The organism is Kamptonema sp. UHCC 0994, from assembly GCF_029167235.1.
In the GTDB taxonomy this organism is placed as follows: domain Bacteria; phylum Cyanobacteriota; class Cyanobacteriia; order Cyanobacteriales; family Microcoleaceae; genus Kamptonema.
This window is the reverse complement of record NZ_JARFTR010000050.1, coordinates 1-23,444: the sequence shown is the minus strand read 5'-3', so window position 1 is coordinate 23,444 and position 23,444 is coordinate 1. Positions and strand designations below refer to the sequence as shown.

At 40.6% G+C, this 23,444-nt stretch carries 32 protein-coding genes; 15 read left to right on the top strand and 17 right to left on the bottom strand.

Going from position 1 to position 23,444, the window contains the following annotated elements:
• Positions 1–99: 99 nt before the first annotated feature.
• On the bottom strand, positions 100–690 hold the full coding sequence (locus tag PY364_RS05250; RefSeq protein ID WP_275521097.1) for a class I SAM-dependent methyltransferase: 591 nt from the start codon (positions 688–690) through the stop codon (positions 100–102).
• Positions 691–954: 264 nt separating this feature from the next.
• Here PY364_RS05250 and PY364_RS05245 point away from each other — a divergent pair, with 264 nt between their 5' ends.
• Complete coding sequence (locus tag PY364_RS05245) at positions 955–1,356, top strand: hypothetical protein (RefSeq protein WP_275521096.1); 402 nt, start codon at positions 955–957, stop codon at positions 1,354–1,356.
• Positions 1,357–1,654: 298 nt separating this feature from the next.
• On the opposite strand, the gene PY364_RS05240 is transcribed toward PY364_RS05245, so the two are convergent.
• The 5 genes from PY364_RS05240 to PY364_RS05220 all read right to left on the bottom strand — a co-directional run bounded on the left by PY364_RS05240 (position 1,655) and on the right by PY364_RS05220 (position 4,996).
• The gene (locus PY364_RS05240; protein WP_275521111.1) at positions 1,655–2,083 is read right to left on the bottom strand and encodes a DUF29 family protein; all 429 of its coding nucleotides are present in this window, start codon (positions 2,081–2,083) and stop codon (positions 1,655–1,657) included.
• A 97-nt stretch (positions 2,084–2,180) separates the two neighbouring features.
• Positions 2,181–3,137 carry a S1 RNA-binding domain-containing protein gene (locus PY364_RS05235; protein WP_343277552.1) on the bottom strand — a complete coding sequence of 319 codons (957 nt, stop codon included), beginning with the start codon at positions 3,135–3,137 and terminating at the stop codon, positions 2,181–2,183.
• A 178-nt stretch (positions 3,138–3,315) separates the two neighbouring features.
• Complete coding sequence (dcm, locus tag PY364_RS05230; protein WP_275521095.1) at positions 3,316–4,353, bottom strand: DNA (cytosine-5-)-methyltransferase; 1,038 nt, start codon at positions 4,351–4,353, stop codon at positions 3,316–3,318.
• 33 nt (positions 4,354–4,386) lie between these two features.
• Positions 4,387–4,719, bottom strand: a complete 333-nt coding sequence (locus tag PY364_RS05225; protein WP_275521094.1) for a hypothetical protein — start codon at positions 4,717–4,719, stop codon at positions 4,387–4,389.
• A gap of 4 nt (positions 4,720–4,723) precedes the next feature.
• Positions 4,724–4,996: a BrnT family toxin gene (locus tag PY364_RS05220; protein WP_275521093.1), complete on the bottom strand. Its 273-nt coding sequence runs from the start codon at positions 4,994–4,996 to the stop codon at positions 4,724–4,726.
• Positions 4,997–5,303: 307 nt separating this feature from the next.
• Here PY364_RS05220 and PY364_RS05215 point away from each other — a divergent pair, with 307 nt between their 5' ends.
• Entirely contained in the window at positions 5,304–5,687 is a 384-nt protein-coding gene (locus PY364_RS05215) for a DUF4346 domain-containing protein (RefSeq protein ID WP_275521092.1), read from the top strand.
• Here the strand turns inward: PY364_RS05215 and PY364_RS05210 are convergent.
• Positions 5,684–6,406: a TPM domain-containing protein gene (locus PY364_RS05210; RefSeq protein ID WP_275521091.1), complete on the bottom strand. Its 723-nt coding sequence runs from the start codon at positions 6,404–6,406 to the stop codon at positions 5,684–5,686. The genes PY364_RS05215 and PY364_RS05210 overlap by 4 nt on opposite strands.
• Positions 6,407–6,539: 133 nt before the next feature.
• On the opposite strand from PY364_RS05210, the gene PY364_RS05205 reads away from it, so the two are divergent.
• From PY364_RS05205 to PY364_RS05195, 3 genes are all read left to right on the top strand, one after another.
• The gene (locus tag PY364_RS05205) at positions 6,540–6,770 is read left to right on the top strand and encodes a hypothetical protein (protein WP_007358047.1); all 231 of its coding nucleotides are present in this window, start codon (positions 6,540–6,542) and stop codon (positions 6,768–6,770) included.
• 249 nt (positions 6,771–7,019) lie between these two features.
• The gene (locus PY364_RS05200) at positions 7,020–8,198 is read left to right on the top strand and encodes a pentapeptide repeat-containing protein (protein ID WP_275521090.1); all 1,179 of its coding nucleotides are present in this window, start codon (positions 7,020–7,022) and stop codon (positions 8,196–8,198) included.
• Between the two features lie 90 nt (positions 8,199–8,288).
• Entirely contained in the window at positions 8,289–8,765 is a 477-nt protein-coding gene (locus tag PY364_RS05195) for a DUF29 domain-containing protein (RefSeq protein ID WP_275521089.1), read from the top strand.
• Between the two features lie 53 nt (positions 8,766–8,818).
• Here the strand turns inward: PY364_RS05195 and PY364_RS05190 are convergent, their stop codons facing one another.
• Complete coding sequence (locus PY364_RS05190; RefSeq protein WP_275521088.1) at positions 8,819–9,328, bottom strand: hypothetical protein; 510 nt, start codon at positions 9,326–9,328, stop codon at positions 8,819–8,821.
• Between the two features lie 288 nt (positions 9,329–9,616).
• On the opposite strand from PY364_RS05190, the gene PY364_RS05185 reads away from it, so the two are divergent.
• From PY364_RS05185 to PY364_RS05170, 4 genes are all read left to right on the top strand, one after another.
• A complete protein-coding gene (locus tag PY364_RS05185) occupies positions 9,617–10,495 on the top strand; it encodes an ABC transporter ATP-binding protein (RefSeq protein WP_275521087.1) in 879 nt (292 codons plus the stop codon).
• Positions 10,492–11,301 (top strand): hypothetical protein, encoded by an 810-nt coding sequence (locus PY364_RS05180; RefSeq protein WP_275521086.1) that lies wholly within the window; start codon positions 10,492–10,494, stop codon positions 11,299–11,301. The genes PY364_RS05185 and PY364_RS05180 overlap by 4 nt, the downstream gene beginning before the upstream one ends.
• 5 nt (positions 11,302–11,306) lie before the next feature.
• Complete coding sequence (locus PY364_RS05175; protein WP_275521085.1) at positions 11,307–11,696, top strand: hypothetical protein; 390 nt, start codon at positions 11,307–11,309, stop codon at positions 11,694–11,696.
• 65 nt (positions 11,697–11,761) lie between these two features.
• Entirely contained in the window at positions 11,762–12,322 is a 561-nt protein-coding gene (locus tag PY364_RS05170) for a hypothetical protein (RefSeq protein WP_275521084.1), read from the top strand.
• A gap of 203 nt (positions 12,323–12,525) precedes the next feature.
• Here PY364_RS05170 and PY364_RS05165 read toward each other — a convergent pair whose 3' ends face one another.
• From PY364_RS05165 to PY364_RS05155, 3 genes are all read right to left on the bottom strand, one after another.
• On the bottom strand, positions 12,526–12,861 hold the full coding sequence (locus PY364_RS05165; protein ID WP_275521083.1) for a XisI protein: 336 nt from the start codon (positions 12,859–12,861) through the stop codon (positions 12,526–12,528).
• Between the two features lie 80 nt (positions 12,862–12,941).
• Complete coding sequence (locus tag PY364_RS05160) at positions 12,942–13,265, bottom strand: XisH family protein (RefSeq protein WP_343277551.1); 324 nt, start codon at positions 13,263–13,265, stop codon at positions 12,942–12,944.
• 91 nt (positions 13,266–13,356) lie between these two features.
• Positions 13,357–13,491, bottom strand: a complete 135-nt coding sequence (locus PY364_RS05155; RefSeq protein WP_275521082.1) for a hypothetical protein — start codon at positions 13,489–13,491, stop codon at positions 13,357–13,359.
• On the opposite strand from PY364_RS05155, the gene PY364_RS05150 reads away from it, so the two are divergent.
• Positions 13,490–14,323, top strand: coding sequence for an Rpn family recombination-promoting nuclease/putative transposase (locus PY364_RS05150; RefSeq protein ID WP_275521081.1), 834 nt, complete (start codon positions 13,490–13,492; stop codon positions 14,321–14,323). The genes PY364_RS05155 and PY364_RS05150 overlap by 2 nt on opposite strands.
• 503 nt (positions 14,324–14,826) lie before the next feature.
• Here the strand turns inward: PY364_RS05150 and PY364_RS05145 are convergent.
• Together PY364_RS05145 and PY364_RS05140 are read right to left on the bottom strand one after the other, a co-directional pair.
• The gene (locus PY364_RS05145) at positions 14,827–15,054 is read right to left on the bottom strand and encodes a hypothetical protein (protein WP_275521080.1); all 228 of its coding nucleotides are present in this window, start codon (positions 15,052–15,054) and stop codon (positions 14,827–14,829) included.
• Positions 15,051–16,820, bottom strand: coding sequence for a S8 family peptidase (locus PY364_RS05140; RefSeq protein WP_275521079.1), 1,770 nt, complete (start codon positions 16,818–16,820; stop codon positions 15,051–15,053). The genes PY364_RS05145 and PY364_RS05140 overlap by 4 nt, the downstream gene beginning before the upstream one ends.
• Before the next feature lie 389 nt (positions 16,821–17,209).
• Between PY364_RS05140 and PY364_RS05135 the strand changes: the two genes are divergently transcribed.
• From PY364_RS05135 to PY364_RS05115, 4 genes are all read left to right on the top strand, one after another.
• Positions 17,210–17,632 (top strand): hypothetical protein, encoded by a 423-nt coding sequence (locus PY364_RS05135; protein ID WP_275521078.1) that lies wholly within the window; start codon positions 17,210–17,212, stop codon positions 17,630–17,632.
• Positions 17,633–17,739: 107 nt separating this feature from the next.
• Positions 17,740–18,477: a rubrerythrin family protein gene (locus PY364_RS28805; protein ID WP_343277550.1), complete on the top strand. Its 738-nt coding sequence runs from the start codon at positions 17,740–17,742 to the stop codon at positions 18,475–18,477.
• Positions 18,478–18,790: 313 nt separating this feature from the next.
• Positions 18,791–19,213: a hypothetical protein gene (locus tag PY364_RS05120; RefSeq protein WP_275521077.1), complete on the top strand. Its 423-nt coding sequence runs from the start codon at positions 18,791–18,793 to the stop codon at positions 19,211–19,213.
• Positions 19,214–19,218: 5 nt separating this feature from the next.
• Positions 19,219–19,569 (top strand): hypothetical protein, encoded by a 351-nt coding sequence (locus PY364_RS05115; RefSeq protein WP_275521076.1) that lies wholly within the window; start codon positions 19,219–19,221, stop codon positions 19,567–19,569.
• A 70-nt stretch (positions 19,570–19,639) separates the two neighbouring features.
• Here the strand turns inward: PY364_RS05115 and PY364_RS05110 are convergent, their stop codons facing one another.
• The 4 genes from PY364_RS05110 to PY364_RS05095 form a co-directional block, all read right to left on the bottom strand.
• The gene (locus PY364_RS05110) at positions 19,640–19,936 is read right to left on the bottom strand and encodes an XRE family transcriptional regulator (RefSeq protein WP_275521075.1); all 297 of its coding nucleotides are present in this window, start codon (positions 19,934–19,936) and stop codon (positions 19,640–19,642) included.
• Between the two features lie 46 nt (positions 19,937–19,982).
• Positions 19,983–20,255 carry a type II toxin-antitoxin system RelE/ParE family toxin gene (locus PY364_RS05105; protein WP_275521074.1) on the bottom strand — a complete coding sequence of 91 codons (273 nt, stop codon included), beginning with the start codon at positions 20,253–20,255 and terminating at the stop codon, positions 19,983–19,985.
• Positions 20,256–20,259: 4 nt separating this feature from the next.
• Positions 20,260–20,454, bottom strand: coding sequence for a hypothetical protein (locus tag PY364_RS05100; protein WP_275521073.1), 195 nt, complete (start codon positions 20,452–20,454; stop codon positions 20,260–20,262).
• A gap of 135 nt (positions 20,455–20,589) precedes the next feature.
• Positions 20,590–21,090, bottom strand: coding sequence for a DNA-binding response regulator (locus tag PY364_RS05095; RefSeq protein WP_275521072.1), 501 nt, complete (start codon positions 21,088–21,090; stop codon positions 20,590–20,592).
• 284 nt (positions 21,091–21,374) lie between these two features.
• Here PY364_RS05095 and PY364_RS05090 point away from each other — a divergent pair.
• Positions 21,375–23,444, top strand: a 2,070-nt coding sequence (locus tag PY364_RS05090; protein ID WP_275521071.1) for a pre-peptidase C-terminal domain-containing protein, incomplete at its 3' end; no start/stop codon positions are given.

The following is a 23,444-nucleotide window of genomic DNA, read 5'->3' as shown; positions in this document are numbered from 1 at the left end:
TTAAACGGGTCAACTTTTCAAACTCCCGCGTATGGGATGGAGGCTTTTAAATCTTCCTGCGTTAGATCGGGAAAGTAAATTTAGGTAATGCTACGGCTGTTATATGTCTTTTGATGCGATCGCCTGAACAACTGCTCCAATGCCAGTGTGATAAATACCTTCCACTATATCACGCTCAAGCTCAATTAGATGCTTAAACTTTAAGCCAGCTAACTCAATGCTTAAAGATTCTTTAGATTGCATCACATCAACTGAATTTCCCCCGCCAGTACCATGCTTCAACTGATCGGGTGTATAAGCCTCAATCAGAAAAACACCGTTTGGCTTTAACCCAGCTACAACTTTTTTATGAACTTGTTTTCTGACTGAAGAAGGCAATGGACAAAATATAGATACAATTCCATCCCATTGATTTTCCCCTAAATCATAATCTGCTAAATCAGCCTGAATAAACTCAATAACAACCCCATTCTCTTCTGCCAACTTTCTAGCCTTATTCAAACCAACTAGAGACGCATCAACAGCAGTTACAGAATAACCCTGTTTCGCGAGGAAAACAGCATTCCGCCCTTCTCCTTCAGCCAAGCTTAGAACTTTACCTTTGGGAATAGTACTGACGTTCGCTTCCAAAAAATTGTTCGGGCTTGTGCCATATACGTACTCTTCTGCACTGTATCTTTCATCCCACATCTGTTTTCTCCAATTGTTAGTGTTGACACATTTAATGCTAAAGAAATATCACTATATTATACGGAATTTTTCTGTATAATACCCCATAAATCAAATTTTATGACGACCGATAGCCGTTTTTCCCTAACGATACCAACTGCCCCAAACCGAAACACCGAAAGTATAAAAATCTTTACATTCTCAAGATTCTTGATTTCAGCGATCGCTCAAGCTGGTTTTAGAAGAATACGAACCTTTCTTTCACATGACTATCTATTATAACTTATGATGGAAAAGCTTTTTCTATCCTTTGATTTAATGTCGAAATCCAATAACGTCCTAATAATTGGGATTAACCCCGATCTGGTCGATTACTCATCGTTACCCGACGTTGATGCCTCCAAGATATCTGTTGCCTTAGATTTATGTGTAAAAGAACTTGGTACATTGGGATACAATGCAGAATTCTGCCCAATTGACTTGGGTGAAACTGCCGAGTCTGTTGTCATTGCTTGGTTGAGTGCTAAAAAGTATGACTGCATTGCGATCGGTGCTGGTGTAAAGATTTCATCCGATCTCCTGTTCGAGTCATTAGTTAATTGGGTGCATCGCTATGCGCCTGATTCCTCCATCTGCTTCAATACTAATCCTAGTGACACTATTCAGGCGGTTCAGCGTTGGATTTAGTCTTCGCGAGAGAGTATTGGCGATCGGTGCGTCCAATGCAAACAGATATGTATTCAACATTGCAGTGGAGAGTTGCGCTTCACATTCGCGAATCTCTGCTTCAATTTCTAAATTTATATTCCTCTCGCTACTTTTTTCCTCGCTATACCAACTACCCCAAACTGAATAACGCAAATATAAAAGTCTTTACATTCTCAAAATTCTTGATTTCAGCGATCGTAACAGATTTTTCAATCAGGTTGAAGCCTTTATCGGTCAAGTGAATAAGTGTCTCTCGGCCGCACGCTACAAAATCAACTCAATCTTCTGATGAAATTAAAGCCATTGCGCGATCGATAATTTCTTCTTGATTGACCATTTTTTCTAAAGTTTCAGTATCATAAATACCTTCTGCTACTTCCGAAGATGCTTTATCAATTGCTCTAGAATACGCTTCTTCTATAGCTTCACGCAATTCTTCTGAATTTAGATAATAGCCGCCGGCTTTTCGCCGCTTATTCTTTTTCTGAATTTCCCAGACTGAATTACGAATAGATACATCCCAGGAACGAGTTGTCCGATTTTCAGCTTGCTGTTTAATTAAATATAGCAGTAGAATCACCGCATAACTGCTAATGTTACTAATTTTATCGTCACGGCTCATTTCTTCTAGTTCTTCAACGATGATTAATGCCCCAGAAATATCACCTTTGAGCAGTAAGTCTTTGAGTGTAAATAATTCTTCCATGACAAATGCCTCAATCTTGGGCAATGCTATTATAACAGAGGAAGTGCGATCGCGCCTCGATAATAGTGCGATCGCATTTCTCTCTATCTCAACTCTTTTAGACAGAATCCTTCTGCCTTTCTTGCATCTGCTGGCGATATTTAGCCGCCATTTCCTCAGCTTTTTCATAAACTAACTGAGGATTTTTCAACATATCGCCCGGTTCGGGTTCTAGTTGCTTAGTTGAAAGTAAGATTCGGCCTCTTAGAACATCCACATCTAGGATCATTGCTTTCACTTCATCATCCACCTGAAAAACGCTGTGAGGATCATCAAAGGGAGCATGGGAAATTTGAGAAATGTGTAGCAAAGCTAAAACATCTCCCATATCTACCAATGCGCCGTAGGGTTTAAGTGTACGTATCTTAACGACAACAAGATCCCCCACTTTCATCTCTTTTATCTTGGGTTCAACCAAAACTAGGCGATGGCTTAATACCAAGCAATCCCGATCTTCATCCACTTCTACAAACTTGAGAGGAATTTCTTCTCCCAGGAAATCTTCTTTACGTTTGCTGATACTGATATGATGACCCCGAATCCAGCCGCGCAAGCCTTCAATTTTTACCGATGCTCCATCACGATTTACAAGATAAACTCTGGCGTAAACTGTGACATTTTCTGCTTGCATTTGCCGCACTCGCTCCCAAGCTATCTTATACTCAAGTGCTCGGATAGACAGAGAAAGTCTCGGATTGTTTTCTTGGTCGCTATAGTCATGCACAACCAAAAATTGACGGGTTTCATTTAGCTGCAAAACCTCCTCTGGGGATTCCACTTCAACTATTGACATCTCCCGCAGCGGAATATAAGCAGCTATTTCAGAACCGAGGTCAATCAAAGCGCCTTCGGGTTCCAGCTTAAACACAGTCCCGATTACAATTTCACCGAGACTGAAGCTATTTGATTTAGAGTTCACAAGACTATCGGGCTTAACAAGCGCCCGTTGCTGATATTTTTTACTGATGATGCCGGCATCTAATATCAAATTAGCATAATTATTTTTATCCGTCAAGTTTTTGCTGTAATATAATTTATATTGAGAATGATTCCACTATCTTGAGATTTAATAAATTCAGGACTTACGCACCCAACCAAAGAAACCGGGTTTTTTGACGATAATACTTCGTTTTGAACCACAGATTCTCTCAAAAACCCGGTTTCTGGGACGACCTGCGTAAGTCCTAAAATATCTAACTATTGAAAAAAACAAGCTGTCTATATTCTTCAGTTTTTATAAGCGGTTCATTTGGCTCATTTGAAAACAAGTTTTGGTTTAATATTTCCTTAGCAATAGCTTCCACCACAGGCACGCAAACCGAGTTTCCAATCTGCTTATAACTTTCCCCAACACTCGGATAAATTTTAAAATCGTCAGGAAAACCCATCACTCGATAACATTCCTTAAGCGTCATCTTCCTCACCATCTCTTTCTCAGGAATATAGATAAAAAACCTCCCAGAAGTTTCTTGCGATGGTATAGTTGGATGCACTCCATCTACCGAATAAATCCGATTAGGTTGCCGATGAACTCTCGATAAATGTTCAGTATTTGGCCTCACGCCAGTTTTCCAAGTTCCCTTATTTCTGTAACCTACAAATAACAACCCCGATATTTGCTTTCGCGGACAATCAATTAAAGTGTACTCCGATTTGTCTAATATTTCAAAATCACCCTCTACATCTATAAAATCTCGAAGTTTGGGCGGAAATTTACTCTTCAAATTAGAGAATTTAAACTCTTTACCCTTCGTCCCGATAATAAATATCCTTTCTCGATGTTGTGGAAGTCCAAAGTTTTTGGCATTCAGAATTTTATAGTCCACATTGTATCCCAAATCTCGCAGACTAGCAAGAATTACCTTTAAAGTATTGCCGCCATCGTGATGGATTAAGTGTTTAACATTTTCGAGAACAACAACTTTAGGCTGTTTAATTTTGATAATTTGACAAATATCAAAAAATAAAGTACCTCTAGTATCTTCAAATCCTAACTTTTTGCCACAAATACTAAAAGGTTGACAGGGAAATCCGGCCACTAAAACATCAAAATCTTCTATCTCATGGGGATTGACATCTTTAATGTCACCAAAAGGAACTTCATTAAAATTATTGCTGTAAACTTCTCGGCAGTGTTTATCTACTTCACAGGAGAAAACGCATTCAAAACCTGCCTTTTCAAAACCTTGTCTAAAACCTCCAATCCCGGAAAATAAATCTATAAATTTCATTTCAGCATTAAGACAAACTATTTCGCAATCTAATTATAACCGAACCTGCGCTTTTTGGATAACTTCTATAAACTCAGGAGTCAAAATTAAACTGATGGTTCCTGATTCAGTTTCTTCTAGGGAAACTGATAAGGTCTTTTTCATTATTACACGCAAAATCTGATTAACTAATTCGGAAGTCTTAAACACTTCTGCTACATCTGGATCGAGCGTAATACTAATCGGAACATCTGCTAATCTATTAATATGATTTTGGGCAAATTCTCGATAATTTTCTACTGCTTCACTCAGCTTGGCAACACTATGCCATTCCTGGTTTTCTACACTATCTAACAAGTTTTTTTCTTCGGGTTCTAAAGAATTCATGTTTTTATGCTCCTAAATATTTTTTGGTCATTTTCCGACTGGGAATAATGGTTTTGAGGAAAATCTCGGTATCATTTTCTACAAACGGCACTAGATAGACATAATCATTTATTTTTATGATAAAAATCTTTTGATTAGGATATTTTTGTTGATTGTGATGCTGGATTACATCTAATAAATTTCCCTGACTGATAGCTTGGATCGCGTCATTAAAACTTATACCTCTCTCTGCTAAAAGTTGATTATTTTTGTCGTCATTCCAAAGAAATATTTTCATAAATCAACAGTAAGACAAGCTGGCTTAACGATCGACAGCGAGTTTACCCAAGTTATCTTAATAAATTTCATAATACTCTTCTGATAAAAAATATGCTTCGATCGCTATTCTCCCATAATAATATCTTTTTACTTATCTGTCAATTCAACATTTTACCATCCCTGTACGGGTGGGTTCGCCTAGATAAATGAATCAAAGGGACATGATATCATTAATCTCCCAAACAAGCCCCAGAACGAGATAAACTAGAAATAGTGAAAAAACTACAGCTATTGTTCAGCAATACGATCGCTCTCTGTCTTAAACTATGAGTCTAACCTTGGAAAATCTGACTGCAATTGATGACAAGCTTTCCAAACGCCACATCGACCTCGACCCAGGCGGCTACTTCATCATCTATCTCGACTGTGAAGCTGGCTTAATTTGTGCCAAACATTTTACCAATATTATCGACGATCGCGGTCTTGCTGTCGATCCAGAAACGGGCAAACCTATCCCTGCACGCGGTAAGGTGGAACGTACTGAAGCTACTCTATTTACTGGCAGAACTGCTAAGCAACTTTGCGTTAAAATCTTTGAAGAAACCCGCCCTAGTCCGGTGACACTATTAGATCACGCAGCTTATCTAGGGCGGGAGTTTATACGGGCAGAAACGGCTTTATTAAATGGTAAAGAGTATGTTCAAGATTAGTTAAAACCTTGATACCAGAAGTATGTTACCATTGGAATTACTGTTGCCAGTACCAACAGTACAACTACAATGAGAGTGGCATTACCAGTATCAGTTTCTTCTGCTCTTTTAAATGTACCTTCGACCTGAACGTTATCGACAACTTGAGGAGGGCCGGGATCGGGTTTACCGGAGATTACTGCTGCAATGCGATCGCCTGCTGCTAAAAATGCCTCGTTGTATTTGTTCCCTTGTCGTAGCGGTACTTGTACGGTTTCATCAGCGACACTTTTCGCAATGTCATCGCTGAGGAGGGATTTAACACCTTCCCCTGTGCGAATTGCGGTGTTATTGGTGACTGTATCGAGGACGAGTACAATTTGATTAGCTTGCGTTTCTGGGGTGGGAAACCATTTTTGAAACAGTTTCTCGGCGAAACTGGCGGCGGTTTCGCCGTAGTCAAAGCGGTGGATGGTGACGAATCTGACTTGATTTCCAGTCTGCTTTTCCAGATTGTCAAGGACGCTGCTGATGTTGCTTTCGCTGATGCGGCTGAGGATTTCGCCTTTATCGATCACCCAAGTGCGATCGCCTGGTGATAGATTGGGAATTTCATAAACGCCAGTCGCCTGCGCGGGTAATGCTAGCATCTGAGTAGCAAAAACCATGAGTGCGATCGCCAGCATCAGCCGCTGGAGGTATTTTTTGCAGTTGAAGACTTTGTGGAGGAGTTTTATCATTTGGTTGACCATTAAACTTACTTTTCCCCAAAAATACTATACAAACCGCCGTAAAATTCATCTTTAGAGAGGGCGATCTTTAAAATCAGCCCCGCAAGCAAACCGCAAGCGAAATTTTTTTCAGATTGCAACTATGGAACCGGCAGAAACGTACAAAGGTTGGATTATTCAGTCCCAGAAAGTATTTTACGTCGAGACTTGGGATGCCAACGGCAACCACCACGTTGCTGTCCAAAATGCCAAAACAGAGGAGGAGGCGTTGGAACTTGCTAAAAAGTGGATCGATAGGTATGAGTCAAAACCTGCAAGAACGCCAATGGATGAACCCCGACCTTTTGGGGACATGATCGATATGCCGTTTTGAATGTCTTGGAGGAAAATTTGGCGCGATCGCTTTGATTCGTAATACTTACTTCAGTTGCTTTTAGAGTTCTCAACTGTCCAGTAACCGAAATGCAAGCGATCGCGCATACGTATTTGATAATTAGTATTTGCGAAGTACGATGGTGATGTTTTGGTATACTGTTTGATTAAAGGTGAGAGAGTGTAAAATAATTCAAATTTCGGTAAAACTCTCCTGTGTTTGAGCAATTAGCTGGATTCACTAGGCGATATGGATAAAAAAGCCGATGGGCTACTCAAACAAGGGATTTCGCAATATCAGGCTCGTCAATTTGAAGCTGCCTTAGAGTCTTGGCAAGAAGCGATCGCGATTTATCGGACTCTCGGCGAAAGGCGACGGGAGGGGGCGGCATTAGGAAATCTGGGGGTAGCTTGGGAAGCTTTGGGGGACTATGCTAAAGCGATGGAGTGCTATCAACAGCATTTGGCGATCGCGATGGAAATTGGCGATCGCACTGGGGAAGGGAATGCCCTAGGAAATCTGGGAAATGCTTGCTATGCTCTAGAGGATTTCCCCGCTGCTGTGGATTATCAACAACAACGTTTAGCGATCGCGCGAGAGATCAAAGATTGGCGATCTCAAGAGCAAGCTTTGGGAAATCTAGGTTTAGCTTGCGACGCAATGGGAGATTTTGTCGGCGCGATTGAATGTTATCAACAGCAGTTGGGGATGGCGATCGAAAACAACGAACCCCGCATTCAAGGAAAAGCGCTGACAAGTTTAAGAGTTGTTTATCATTACCTGGGAAATGAGGCTAAAGCTGAGGAGTACCGGCATCAACAAATAGCGATCGCGCGGCAACTATTTTTAGCAGAAAAAACCCATGACTTCCTACAAATTGCCGAAATATTAGGTTTAAATCCTACCCTTGACTTGACCGGCGCAGACTTAAGCGGTATTAACTTACACTACGCTGATTTAAGCGGTGCTGACTTGATGGATTCTAACCTCTGTGCTGTTGACTTAACTCTGGCCGATCTCAGTGGCGCATTGCTGAGTGGTGCTAACTTAACTGATGCTTGTTTATCTAATGCTAATTTGCGTGATGCTGAACTAATTGGTGCAAATTTAAGCGGTGCGGATTTGCGGACAAAATTGCCGCGAGCGAATTTGAGCGGTACAAACTTAAGCAGAGCAAATTTAAGTAGTGCCTATTTACCAAATGCAAATTTAAGCGGGGCAAATTTGAGCGGCGCTAATTTGAAAAATGCTGATTTGACCGCAGCTAACTTGAGTAGTACGAATTTAAACAGCGCTGATTTTAGCCGCGCTGAATTGAAAGATGCAGTAGTAGAAAATGCTAACTTTATAGGAAGTTTAGGTATTTCTGAGAATATGAAAATTGAGTTAATGCAGCGCGGGGCAATTTTTGAGTATAAAAATGATTAAAATTCCGTAACACCGCCTAGAAGGCGGCGTTACGTAAGCTATTAAAGAAATAAGAGTAGAAAAGCTCAATTATTGAGGTGAGAGATTTTTATGCAAAATTCAGAAAGTAACTCAAAAATAGTAATATTAACACCTAATCTATATGAAATTGATTTCTATGCTTGGACACAAGAACAAGTCTCGCTGCTTCGCAATCATCAATGGCATCAAGTTGACTTATTTAATTTAATTGAGGAGATTGAATCTTTGGGGAGAAAAGAGCGTCAAGAATTGAGAAATCGTCTAGGAGTTTTACTTGGACATTTACTAAAATGGCAATTTCAACCAGAAAAAGGTAGCAATAGCTGGCTAGGTACAATTCGAGAGCAACGGATTCAAATTAAGCTGCTTTTAGAAGATAGTCCTAGCTTAAAATCTTATTTAGATGAAGTTTTTACAACTGCTTATGAACTCGGTTTGGCGTTGGCGATTAAAGAAACTCAATTAGGCGAACAGATTTTTCCCGAAGTCTGTCCCTATACTATAGAGGAGACTTTGACTCCTGATTTTTTGACAGCCTTGAATTAGCCTGAAGATGTCTAGAATTAAAAATATTTTTATAGACAGTTTGAAATAACTGCCTAATCCATCGACTTAACTACATCTAATGGTAAATTTAAAGCTTCTGCAATTTGTTCATCATTTAGACCAAATTGCCGTAATCTATGTATTGTTTCAATCTTAGTTTGATTTTGGTTTTCCTCCTGCAAGTCAGGAGTTTCCGGCTGAGTTTTATCTGGGGTAGGAGTGGAGGGATTAGAACAATTATTGACGTAGTTAATTTTGTTACTATTTTTAAAAGTATTATTATTGCCAAGAGTTGTTATATTCAGATTTATATGCCGTTCTAGGACGGACTCAAGATTACTTTTCTTAACTTGTTCGCCAAAGACTTCTGATAATATTTGTAAAAGTTCGTAGCTGGCTTTTTTAACGTGCTTGGCGCTATAAGCATAAGTTTCTGCAACGTCAGCATATCTTTGACGATTCAGTATTCCGGCAATAATCCTCCGTTGCAAGTTATTTAGATGTTTGCCTGTCTTGGTGTAGACAGTTTCATCGACAAATTGCAATATCTGAGGACTGTCCATAGGTGGGTTTGTGAGATTGGTATGGTTACTATAGCAAACTTTTGCCAACTTTTTCCAACTTTTTGCGCCTTTTATCGAAATTGTCTATCGGAATTTTAGGAAGATCCAACTTTTTCCAACTTTTTTGGCTTTACAGGGTTGGTAAGAGAGGGCTACAGTTATAAAGAAGATTTTAATAAAAAATATCAAAGTTTAACTTTAAGAGTCACCCAAAAATTATTTGTTTAAGCGTTTTATGATTTGGGTACAGTCAGTTAGCAATAGAAATTTAGCAAGTAAACACTATTGATGCAACCAAATTCTTTAACTAGCCCACCTCCAAGCAAACAAGCCTTATTTGAGTTGAAAGATGTTACATTTAGCTATCCTAACAGTCAGGACAAGCTTTTAGATAATGTTTCATTAAGTTTGTTTGCGGGTGAAAATATTGGTCTGATTGGGGAAAATGGCTGCGGTAAATCTACAATTATCAAGCTATTGCTAGGATTATGCTTTCCTAATAACGGAACAGTGAATTTATTTGGAAGAAAAGTTTTATGGGGCAATAATTACCCGCAGCTAGGCTACATAGGCGATCCTTCTTATTACCCTGGAGAGTTAGGCTTGCCAACCGGGATTTTAGTTAAAGAGCTTGTGCAAATTTTCAAGTCTTTATGCCAACAAGAAAAGAAGCTAAAAGACTTATCTTACCTTGAAATTGAGCAACGGCTACAAATTCCTAGCTTTTATGAATGTGATGTTAGCAAGCTATCAAAAGGACAAAGGATTAGACTGATGGCATTTTTAGCTTTGGCTAAGAAACCACAGTTACTAATTGCCGATGAAGCAACAGAAGGATTAGACAAAGAAGGTAAAAAAATTGTATTGTCGGAAGTTCAAAGACTCGCCAATTGTCATCAAGCAGGGATTTTATGGATTTCCCACCGACGCGATGAAGTCGCTAGGTTAACAGATAAAGTTTATGAGCTATTTCAAGGTAAACTACATGAACAAGAGCGTCAAGGTTTTGATTGTCAAATAGAGACTGATTCTATTAACGCCGAGGCTAAAAAATATTTTAATCTCTCGAAAGATGGAGCTTTTCAAGCTTTGGAAGAAATCTTTACAGATTCATCAATCCATAAGTTCCAGATGACAGGTGTTCTCCAAAAGAGGGAAAGTTTATGATCGATTTAAACAAGACATGGATAATAGTTAAGCCTGAAATTATAAAATTGATTAAGTCATATCATTTGCTAATTTTATTAGGAGCAGGAATAATTATTGTTACACAGTTTTATGGTTGGGATAAAGAAAGTTTAACAATTTTTAATATTCCTTTAGAAGGATATCATGGCTCTAGGGAAACAGTTTATAAAAATCTTCTCCATGAATGGTTTTCATGGGCTTGGATTTATATAACCTTTTATGTACTTCTTCGGTTACTGCTACCTTTAGGGGATAGTTTTTCAGTAAGCCAGTTACTCTGGCTGCGGCTTACTCCTTGCTCTCCTTGGGAGATTGCTGCTGCTAGAGCAATCTGGGTGATTGCTTATGGAGTTTGGCTGGGTTTTTTAGGGCTAATTTGGGTATTAGTAACTTCTCTCTATCATCATATTTACCCTGCCAATGTGCTTTTAGATGTTTTGGGTTTAGTTAGTTATATTATCTTCGTAGGAGGCATGATTGCAGTCTTAGATTTTGACCCAGAATGTGACTACTTTTCAAAAAGGGTAATCGTCTTTTTTGCTTTATTTTTACCCTCTTTGCTAGACTTGTTAAAAATAGGTATAGGTGGCTTATTCCATAGCCAATATATCAGATTTTTTCCCTACACCCATCCCTTTGCTATGCTAACTTCAGAGAACTTATATCATTTCGGAGTAGCAGGTATCTTAGGGTTGTTTTTCCTCAGCTTCCATATATTGAGTAAACTGAAATATAGTTCAGTTGAAATTTCGGAGCTTTTACCAAATGAGAGTACAAGGAGTTAATTATCATGCAATACAAAAAACAGAGAAAAACAAATTGGTGGGTTATCTTTTTATTTATCCCTCTCCTAGTTGGATGTAGCCCTGTAACTCCATCATTGTTTAGCTTCTTTGTTTATCTAGGAGAGCAATTAACCCCCCTGGCAGCAGGTCAAACTATAGAAATTGTTTTTGACAAATTAAGAGATTACTTATCAAATCGTGTCATCGTTGATGCAGACGATTCATTAAAAGGAACTTACGCCGGTGATTTGAGATTTGAGGGGGAAACTGCAAATTGTAAATATAGCTATTTTCTAAAAAAACCTAGAATGTTCCGAATATCAATTGATGCAACTTGGAATCCCATATCAGAGGCGCAAAAGAGAGTAAAGAATAGTTTTGATGAAAATTGTTGAAATGTAAAAAAATGTAAAACTTACTCTCCAATCCAGACTATTTAACCACACAGGAGGCACTAAACATGAAAAAGACGCTTTTTAAAATTCTGACTGTAGGAGTTATAGTTTTTAGTGTTTTGTTGTTCGCATATGGCTGTATAAAGTTAGCTCGCGCTCAAGAACCACCAAAAGCTCCAACTATAGTAAGTGGGATTCCTGGTGTTAAAGTCATAGTACCTTCACTAATCAATACTAACGAAGCTCAATATATTATTGGAAGTTCTCTAGCAATGCTAGGGTTAGGAGTTGCAGGGTTTGTAGTTTCTTCGAGAATAACTGAAGTAAGTCACAATAATCAAAACAAGAAGAATGTGGAAGGCAATCCTGGGACTGTTACCATAAATCTTAGTCCAGAAGATTCAGCAAAACTGTTTGAAAAAGCTGCGAATCAAGGAAAAGATGTTTCTATTATTCCTGATGTTTCTATTGTCACTGGGGAAAGAAATATTGGTACTATTGCCATAAAGCTTAGCTCTGAAGACTCAGCAAAACTGTTTAAAGAAGCTGCCAATCAAGGAAAAGATGTTTCTACTCTTGCTTATGAATTATTAGTAAAAATCTTGGACAGAGAAGCACAAGACTAGGCAGATAATCGCGGGTATCCAATCGTGGGCTAATCGCCTCTCTTTCCGCTTCTAAACCCGCCAATAAATCAGTCAAACCCACATTTTCACTTTCCATAATCGTTGCAATCCGCTCGATTAATTCTGGAGCTTGAGGTTGTTTAGGAGCAAGCACAATCAAATTACCTATCTGCTGTGCTAAAAATTCGATGAATTTCTCGTTTTTAAGCCACCCCAAAGCCAGTCCACTCGCGTACATAGGGTGCTTGAAATCCCAAGATAATATCCTCCTTTGCCACACCCATTGCCACCAACTCATGGGCGACTCGTATCTCCGTTGTATTCTGTTGCAACCAAATCTTGCCATCCTTAATATCCAAATGCAGCACGCATCCATACACGCGCCGATGCCCATCCCAACCAACATTTGTCACTTGATAATGATCCCGCTGCGTATCAAAAATCGTTTGCGATTCGATCGCACCATTGGAGATCGGAGTTGCGGCATATTCGGTTAATAATGCTTGAATCGACTGACGATAATGCTCTAACTTATCCATTGTACAATTACCTCATTTATTGGATCGTAAATAATGCGATTAACTTGATGTCTCTCTACCGAGATTTGCAAAAACTCCCGCTAAAAAAAAGCTTCATATACTGCCACGGGAACTGCTAAATACAGCTTGCGATCCGGTTCCTTAATTTCTAAAGCAAGTCGATAATTTAAAAACTGTCCTAATGCCGCATGATAATCTGTAATTGGGGAGTCACCCAAAAATGTTTTGATTTCAACGGCGATTTTCTCTCCTGCCCTTTCTGCTGCGAGTAAGCGCTCTGCACCCAAATCAATTTCAAACTTTGCTCCACCTGCTTCCACCTTTAGCGGATCGTCAGTAATCACCCAATTCTCTTTTTGAAGGGCAATTTTAACAGATTCGTGAAACAGATCCCGTGCTGCCATTTTTCCCTTTTTTACACTTCAATTTTATTATACTTCCAATTGCGTCTATCTGGAAAAGCGCTTAGGCCTAGGCAGCTACAAGCATCGCCCGTCAAGTTCGATCGAGCTTATGACTCTCAATCGTGAGGATAGCTCGGAATCTTCTCATCAGGCGATCGCACACCTCAAGTCCAATCGCCCTGATGATAGAATCAAAATAGCGGTCGTTATTCCCAATTTTAACCATGACATTCATCAACCCAAAAACCGATTACGCCTTCAAAAAAATATTTGGCTCATCAGAAAGCAAAGACATTCTCATCAGTTTTCTCAATGCCATGATTTACGATGGCAATCCTACTATTGAAGATTTAGAAATTATCAACCCCAACCTACCGCCCAGAGTCGAAGGTTTGAAAGATACTTATTTAGATGTAAAAGCTAAACTCGCGGATGGTACGCTAGTTATTATTGAAATGCAAGTATTAAACGTAGAATCTTTCGGCAAGAGAGTTTTGTACAACGCCGCCAAAACTTACGCCTTTCAATTGCAGAAAGGAGAAGGCTACCGAATGCTCAAACCAGTGATTGCATTAACACTGACTGATTTCGAGATGTTTGCAAATAGTGAGCAGTTAATTTCGAGATTTATCTACAAAGAAGCAAGCACAAACCTCAGATATACCGATAATAACATCGAGTTAGTATTTGTAGAACTTCCGAAATTTACTAAAGAAGTACACCAGCTAGAAACGATTGCAGATAAATGGATTTATTTCATCAAATATGCGAGGACGATAACGGATGTCCCGGAAATAATGGATAGCGTTCCAGAGATTCATAAAGCTTTTGATATCGCAAATCAAGTGAACTTAACTCGTGAGGAATTGGAGGATCTAGAACGGCGAGAAATGTTTATTTATGACCAACAAGGAGTTATAATTAAAGCCGTTAAAGAAGCTCGAGAAGAAGAAAAGCTGGCGATCGCGCGGAATTTGCTCGATCGCCTGGATGATGAGACGATCGCTCAAACAACGGGACTCAGTATTGAGGATGTGCGGAATTTGCGATCGAATTGACACTCTCGGATGCGATCGCTATTTCTAAATCATCCTGAAACATCCCCTCTTCCATCGGAGACTAAATTAGTAGATGCACCCTGATGGATGAACCCTAACCAATTGCGGCTAGGGTTTTTTATTTGTCCTCACAACAAATTTTAAAAATCATCCTGAAACATCCCCTCTTCCATCGGAGACTAAATCAGTAGATGCACCCTGATTAATCAACCCTAACCAATTACGGCTAGGGTTTTTTATTTGTCCCCACAGCAAATTTTAAAAATAATCCTGAAACTTTCCCTCTCCCAGTGGATACTAAATTAATAGATGCACCCTGATTAATCAACCCTAACCAATTACGGCTAGGGTTTTTTATTTGTCCCCACAGCAAATTTTAAAAATAATCCTGAAACTTTCCCTCTCCCAGTGGATACTAAATTAATAGATGCACCCTGATGGATAACCCCCAACCAATTCTGGCTGGGGGTTTTTTTTCACTCTAGCAACAAACGTACCATCAACTAATCACCATCAACCTCAAAAGATTGCACTTCCAGAATTGGGCCGATCATCGCAAAACTCATCACATCCTTTCGTACTTCACCCTTAACACTCACTTTCTGACCGGCTTTTTTTAACTCAGAGGGAACTTCCTTAAGTTCATAAGTCTCACCACCATCACTTACTAGAGCCCAAGTACCAGGCCCTAATCCCTTGCGTTCAATGACACCTTTAACAGTGATACTCATGCAGTTTTTACCTCCGATTTAAGTGCTAAACGTGCTATTACTAAACACAGCAAAGCATTAACAATCAAGAAAATTTGAGCTGGCAAACCAGTACCCAAACCCCAGACTGCGGGCGACACTGCGGCACTTACAGCTAAACAACTAGAAACACCAATTGCCGATCCAATAGCGATCCATTTCCATTGTTTATGTCCTAAAAATAGGGCAATTAAAACAAAGGGAATTAAGGCACTGGCAAAAATTGGATTCAGCATCGCACTACCCGGAATTGTATTGCCAAGTTCAGGAATAGAACTGCCCATCATCCGTAAAGGCCATTGGGGAAGGTCGAAGATATAAAGACCTCGCAGGAAGAATAACCCCGAACTACCAGCAACTAAACCTCCAGAAAATCCCCAACTCCATTGGAAGGGGAAATAATTCCGCAAGAACCAAGCCAGCATATAGGAACCGATTACCATCGCTAATTTAGGTAAAAGTGCAACTGCGCCGCCATCAATCCAAAAGCGGGGATTTAGATAGCCGTTATCCCGCAACCAGCGGAAGAAATCGCGAAAAGTGACTTGACCTTTATTTGCTAGCTGAACTGCTGCGGCTGCGTCGAGTTGACCTGCGCCAAAATGGTTAAGGGGATCTTCTGCGACAACTCGCGCTGATTGTAACAACACATTCCGTACTTGGTCTGGTTCAGTAACGCCTGTGGCCCTCAATAAGGCTGCAACTCCGGCAACGTGGGGGGCGGCCATGCTAGTGCCTTGGTAGCCTTCAAACACTTCTGCACCGGTTTCTGGGTCAATGGTACTTTGCAGGATTTTGCCAGCTTCCGAACCGCCGGGGGCAGAGATATCGACTCCTGCGCCAAAGTTGGAATAGGGGGCCATTTCGCCGTCGGGGCCGAGGGCAGAAACGCCGATGACGTGGGGATAGCGGGCGGGATAGGATGCCGAATTTTCAGCGGAGTTACCGGCGGCCGCAATGATAGTAACGCCTTTGCTGTGGGCGTAGGCGATCGCATCTTCCATCAGTTGACTTTCGCCACCGCCGCCGAGACTCATGTTAATCACGTCTGCGCCGTTGTCAGCGGCAAATTTAATCGCTTCAGCAATGTCGGAAACAGTACCGCCACCCTGAGCACTTAAGACTTTCAGAGGCATTAAAGCGGCTTCGTAGGCGATGCCGGCCACACCGTAATCGTTATTGGTGGATTGGGCGACAGTACCGGCGACGTGGGTTCCGTGTCCGTTATCGTCGTAGGCTTCGGCGCGATCGTTCACGAAGTCGTAGCCGGGGACGAATTTGGTATCTTTTAAGTCGGGGACGACTGTGATGCCTGTGTCAATTACGGCTACAGTTACGCCAGCGCCTTTAGTTTCGTTCCAAGCGGTTTCCACGTTGATGCTGCGGAGGTTCCACTGCTTGTTATACATGGGGTCGTTGGGAACGTCCAAGGCACTGTAGACGTAGTTGGGTTCGATGTATTCGGTATCTTTGGCTAATTTGGATTTTTTCAGGGCGTTGAGGAGAGTGCGATCGCCCCTGACAACATATACATTATCCGCTGCGGAGAATTCGCTATTAAGTTGGGGCGAGACACCGTATTGAGATGCGATCGCGCTTACCTCTCTGGCGATCTCTGCACTGCCGATATCTTCCCGGAAGTCGAGGACAATGCTATCGTAGGTGCCGGATGTCGCCAATCCTGAGAAGTTGGAAATCGTCCAGCCCAGCCCTATTAAAAATAAGCATAGAAGGAAAAACTTTTTCATGGTAAATAGTCCATGTCGGGGGGGTTTGCTCACCAGAATAACCCAAGTTTACTCTATGAGACAGGAATGTTGCACGATAGTTACATAGGACTTACGCACTCTCTAGCATTTTCTGCGATCGCATAGCCTGTGCGTAGCCGTTAAGTAGAAGGAAGAAGGAAGAAGGAAGAAGGAAGAAGGCAGGAGGCAGGAGGCAGAAGGTAGAAGGATTTAGTTATCTAGGAGAGAAGGAAGAATGTTTATACAGTCAGTTTTTTAGCCATCCTTATCTTATATTTAATTAGGTGTATTTACTTACCACCCGTAAGCAATCTCAAATGTTAATTTTTCGCGATCGCTGTGTAAGTCTTGTTACAGACTAATCTCAAATCCTAAATCTAAAATCAACAATGGAAAGAGGTCTAATGTGGCTGCCACTGCTGGCAGTTTTTATCTGGTTAGCTTGGGCTGGTTGGAATGAGTATCAAAAAGTGGAAGCTTATCGCATCTGGGCGCAGCAGTTTGGGAAGGTGAAATACGATCTTTATGCAGTGCTTGGTCAGAATGGGGATAGTTTAACTTGGGGCAAACCGACTCGAAAAGGCCCTGTTAATTTGCAAACATTTTCTTTGCAGGAGGTAGAATCAATTCGGCTTTTGGTTAATAATCAATCCGTTGATTTGCAAAAGCTGCCAAGTTCGGGACGCGATATTGCTTTGGAATTTTTATTTAAAAACGCCTCTATCGTGCGAATTCCATTTACGGAAATTGACTTAGCTGCTGAATGGGAAAAACATTTGCAACAGGAATTAGAACGGTTGAAATTAGGGTAAATAAAGGTGAGCTTTAAGTGTTTTTTGTACATCAATGGTAAAATCAAACCACAAGGGCAATAAAGTTTGCCCAGAGATGGCAAAACTAACCTAAGAGAGGAACACTTATGAGTTCAGACTTATCTCCTGAAATGGATCTGTCCAACTCCAACACTCTGAAAAATCTCGAAGCTGCCTTTGGTGGTGAATCGATGGCGAATCGCAAATATCTGTACTTTGGAGAACTAGCGAATAAGCTAGGATTTAAGGAGTTATCTAAGCTGTTTAAAGAAACTGCTGCCCAGGAAACAGAACACGCTTTTGCTCACTTTTCTTTACTGCATCCAGAATTAAATGTAGCAGATCCAGAGGGTTTATCTGATGCCCAAAAACAGGAAATCATGGCTCGTTGTCTGTCTTTAGCGATTGAAGGTGAAACCTACGAATATACCACGATGTATCCTGATTTTGCAGCGGATGCGGTGCGCGATCGCGACGGCATAGCAGCAGCAGAATTTGACTCTCAAGCCAAAGAATCTGCCGATCATGCTTACATTTTTAAAGAAGCGGCTCACCGTTTTGGGTTGTTGAAATACATCGAAAACTATCATGCCGATCGCTACAACGATGCACTACGAGTATTGCAGGGAGGGGAAGCGGATACGCGGGTTGTTGGTGAAGATCCTGCTACTCGCAAATGGATCTGCAAACAGTGTAGCATGATTTACGATCCAGTTGTTGGCGATCCCGATTCAGGGATTACTCCGGGAACCCTTTTTGAGGACATTCCTGATGATTGGGTTTGCCCGATTTGCGGCGCAGAGAAGAAATTATTTACGCCTTTTGAAGAGAAAGTGGCGGCGTAATTAGTTTGTGTTTTAGGGTGGGTTTTTTGCCTACCCTAAAAGTATGTGAAGCGAAGCTATATCGTAGATAACACTTTTTCCCGTTGATAGAATTAGGCGATGCCTGCGGCTGGCTACGCTTATGCGATTTTTCAATGAGAGTTATGGAGTGCGATCCACTTTCTAATTATCTTGATTTGAGTTATCTGTTTCGGGATCTTCTGAAGATAAAGGGAAATCTAGCCGGATATTGATATCAATAAGCTTGCCAAAACTACCTAACTAGGTTAGGATATAATTATTATATCTTCAAAACTATAACAACAGTAAAAGATTGACCTTACCCAATGAATTCTCCGCAGCTAAAAGAGCAGCGCTCATTGCTGAACTACAGGCAGCGGGTATTAAACATACTCCTGAAGAAATCATCTTTATTTCTAAGACTAGCCTGGGCAAAATTATATTTTTAGAGATAGGGAAAGCAGGAGAACGAGGCTCTGGCTTTGCACACATTTTAGAAAATCATCTACAAGATTTTATCAATCGGGGCATACCTGAAAATTTAATTCCATATACTGTTGTCTTCACCGTAATTAACGGTACGCCAATCGGTAATCAAGGCCGGAGTCGAACCATTTATCAAGTAGAAATCAATGGTATAATACAGTATATCTCCGTACAGGTAAGCATTAATGGTTATATTGTTGGTGCTAATCCAACTCCTACTAGGCTGATCGATAAATTTACTCAAGGTTAATAACTATGGCAATCAAGATTAAGTTGTGGGCTGACTATGGATGCTGGCCTCTCTGGGGTGTAGATGAGATTGATAATATCGATCCAGTCGAAATGCCTTTAAGTTTAGAGACGATTACTCGTTTAAACGCATGGCAAGAAATATATGATGCAACTTTGAACCAAGAATATCCGCCTTTATCTGCGTTTTCGAGTCAGAAAGCCGAAGAAAATTTTAAACAGGATGGTATCGAGTTGTGGAAACAATTACGTTTTGAACTTGCACCTGAGTATGAGGTTTTTTACCAAACTGAGGGCAAGTTGCTGAAGCATCCTGATGAATTATTAAAGGTGCTTCAGGCTGAGGCTAATTACTAGGAAATCGCATTGGGGGGAAATGGCAATCGCGTTTTTTTCAATGAGGATTATAGAGTGCGATCGCGTTAAGCTACTTTGGTTTGGGGCAAATTTCGACTTTAACAGTCATGCCTACTTGATTGAGCATTGTAATCAGAATATCAACGGAGAATTGCCCAATTTTACCTTGAGTTAGAGCTTTGATTTGGTCGCTTGACTGTCCGATATATTGAGCTGTTTGGTCAATTGTCCAACCGTGATGCTTAATCTGATTTTGCAGGGCCAGCATTAGTTGCGATCGAATCAGTAAGTTATCAGCTTCTTCGGCTGAAAATCCGAGGTCAAGAAAGATATTATCGGCGGCTTGGGTAATAGTATTTTTGCTCATGTTTTAGACTCTTTTGAATTCAAGATATAATTTTATACCGATAATTTTATGGAAAAATTCTGTATATATCTCGGCGGTGTGCCACTCGCTGACAAATTAAAGTTTTTGTCGGTGCATCAACTGTGAGTCCGATACGGTAGTCACCTACACGAATTTTATATTTATCTGGATAACCTTTCATTTTTTCCAGATATCCTAATGCGAAGGGATTCTCTGATTCTAAAAATTGAAATACTATCGGTTCTATCCTACTTTTAATTTCAGCAGGTAAAGCCGCCAGTTCTTTGATAAACCGATTTGTATATTCAACTTGCCACATAATTTTATTTTATTGAGTTATAATAATTAAGGGCTTGTTCTTTTGATAATCGCTCATCATCTTCAGTTTCTTTTATGAGTTTAGCCAAGCCATAGTTTTCCAAAATCTCCTCAATTTTCTCAAATTGTTCAAGGGGAATTTGAACTGCGATCGGCTGATGATTTTCGTTAACTACATAACTTTTATGAATTTCTAGCATTTTGTGATTTTTTTTGAGATACAGTGTTCAATTATTTATGATAATTAATACAAGTTATTTTGTCAAGACGCGATGCCTGCGGCTGGCTACGCCTACGCATTTTTTAATGAGGGTTATGGCGTGCGATCGCACTTTCTAATTGTTTTGATTTGAGTTATCTGTTTTAGGACTTTCTGAAGATGAAGGGAATGTTAGTTGAATATTGACATCAATTGATACTGTACTTTCTTTAAAACCCATACCAACTATTTGTACTAACGCCTCCATCGGTAAAGAACTACTAAATTTAGATTCAACAGATGACAGAGCTTTATATCCTGCTTCTTCTAGCCAGTTACAAATATTTCTCCAGTTTCCAACCGATTCATTCGGTGCGTCTACAACTTTCATTACATATTGATATAAAGTTTTACATAAATAAACTTCAGCACTTTTGGGAGTCTGAAGCAATTTGTGAGCGATTTCGGCGGGACTGTGGCCGCACAGAAGGCCTCGTAGGTAAAGCTTTTCAGTATTGGTTAATCCGCTTCGGGAGTTAGGAGCGATTTGCCGCTTCGCTGCTGCTAGTGCTTTGTATAACCTTTCTAAATCCCAGTTTTTGGCTGCTTCGGCAAACATCTCTTCCTTTGAAGCCATAGGTGTCTCGGTAAAATCATAACGTCAGGCTAACAAAAATACTAGCCTTTGTTAGTTGCATTGTAAATTTAGCTAGCTTATAGTCATCTTAGTATAAAGTCTTGAGGTTGCTAAGGGGAAGGCAAAACTTCAGTAATATTACTTAGATTTTAGGCTAACGAAGGGTAGCTTTACTCAATTTTATATTCATACTTGCGTACCGTTTGGATTACGCAGTCAGATACTCATGGGAGTAAGGCTGATGGTTTTTGACTTGGCAATTAATATCACTAGAGGCGCGGATCATGTCTGACTTTTACACTCCGGATTTTAATAACCTGTTGGATATTAACCGTGCGATCGCGCCTTGGAATGCCAGCTTAGAACAGACTAACGGAATTATCTCGCAGTTAGAGGCTAACCGCGCCCTTACGGGGGTTGGTAGTCAGGAAGTTAACGCCCAGATTTTAACGCCGGACAACTCCGATAATATCATCTTACCTGACGCTTCGCTGAGCCAGATAACTAATGCAACGATAACGGACTCGAATATCAGTTTAACAGATAGTGCTGTCGATGTGTTAACTGGTCAGGCGATGTCCGAGGTCTATGAGGATTTGAGTAAGTTTGCGGCTGAGTCAGATTTCGTGGCTAAGATTAATTTGGCTTTTGGGGAAAACTGGGATGCTGCGAGTGCGAAAGCCTTAGCTGAAGGATGGTTTCATAGAGATTTTAGCGACATTCCGCCGGTGCAAGTTATCTCCTCTGCTGAGATTGGTGGGGCAAAAGGGGCTTTTGCTGCGGTGACGGATACGATTTATTTATCGCGAGAATTATTGGCCGGGGGAAATTTGGAGGCGATCGCGGATGTGTTGCTGGAAGAGGTAGGACACTCTGTTGATTCGCAGTTGAATTTTACGGATTCACCGGGAGATGAGGGGGCGATTTTTGCGGCGGTTGTTCAGGGGAAGGATTTGAGTGCGGGTGAGCTTCAGGAGTTGAGGGGTGAGAGCGATCGTGGGAGTGCGACTATTGGTGGGCGAATTATTCCTATAGAAATGTCTCAGCAGTGGACTCTTTGGTATTATGACTATCGCCAAATATGGAACGGCTGGGAGAGTTCCTTTAATAGGTCAATAATAAACCCTGTGAGGCCTGATGGCAAAGACGGAATTTATTTAGATTGGGGTTTGGGAGCTCCATACCAAGATCCTTTTACTGGCAATCCTCCTACTGATAAGTTTGCTGTCCAGGGACGAACTACTGCTCAATTTGAATCAGGCAAGACTTATAAATTTAGAGTTAATACCGATGATGTTGTCGCTTTATTAGTTGTCCCTTTGGGTGGAACACTTAGTGACGATAATTACTTAACACCACCTCAAGAATGGCAAAATGCAAAGGAGCCAAAAGAGTACATTTTTACCCCTCAAGCTACAGGAACTTATAATGTTGTATTTAGATATATAGACGAGGCGGGAAATGCCTTTGTTGATTTTTCTTGGGAGGAACAATCACTACAAAGCACGCTCCCCACAAACCCAAGACCAGATTTTCAGGAAACACCCTCTAATGTAAAGGTTTTAAACCTGCGCGGAGATGGCAACTGGAATGGTGAAAATGGCGGGATAGAGCAGCGGGGTACGATTCGCGCTTCAAGTGATGTTTACAACTATATATTTACACTGGGTGAACCCAGACGTATTAACATTGGACTTAATGAGTTAACAGCAGATGTGGATCTAGAACTATGGTGGAAAAATGGGAATAATGATCAGCTAATAGCTAAGTCTGATAAACCCAATACAAATGTTGAATCCATTAGCCGTCAGTTGCAACCAGGTACATATTACGTCAAAGTTTACCCTTATCGAGCAGTACCAACTAATTACAATTTACGGATTACAGAACTGACTGGAAATATTCAGGAAAATGGGTTGTGGAGGAATTATGATGAGGTAGATAAATATTACAAAAATGGTGTAAATCTCTATCGCTTTGACAAAGATGGGCGTAAAGACGATGTAGGGATTGACCCTGGTAAAAACACCATTTTAGTAGTTCATGGTTGGACAGATAGCACTGAGACAGATAGCGAGGGAAATGAAAGCCCAATCAAATCATTAGGAAAAGCCGTTGCTAAGGAATATCCTGACTATCAAGTGCTGGCTTTAGATTGGCGCGACCCTGCAAGAAACTCCACGAGTTCTAATCGTAAAGACAAAGGTCGAGATAGTGTGTTTCCATTGGGAGCATCCCGATTTTGCAAAAAGACTGGCAGCAGATACAATAAAGAGACTACCGAAGGTAAAAAAATGAGCATAACTCCCGAAGAACAATTGCGCCTATCAGCTTGTATTCAGGAGATTTCGCAA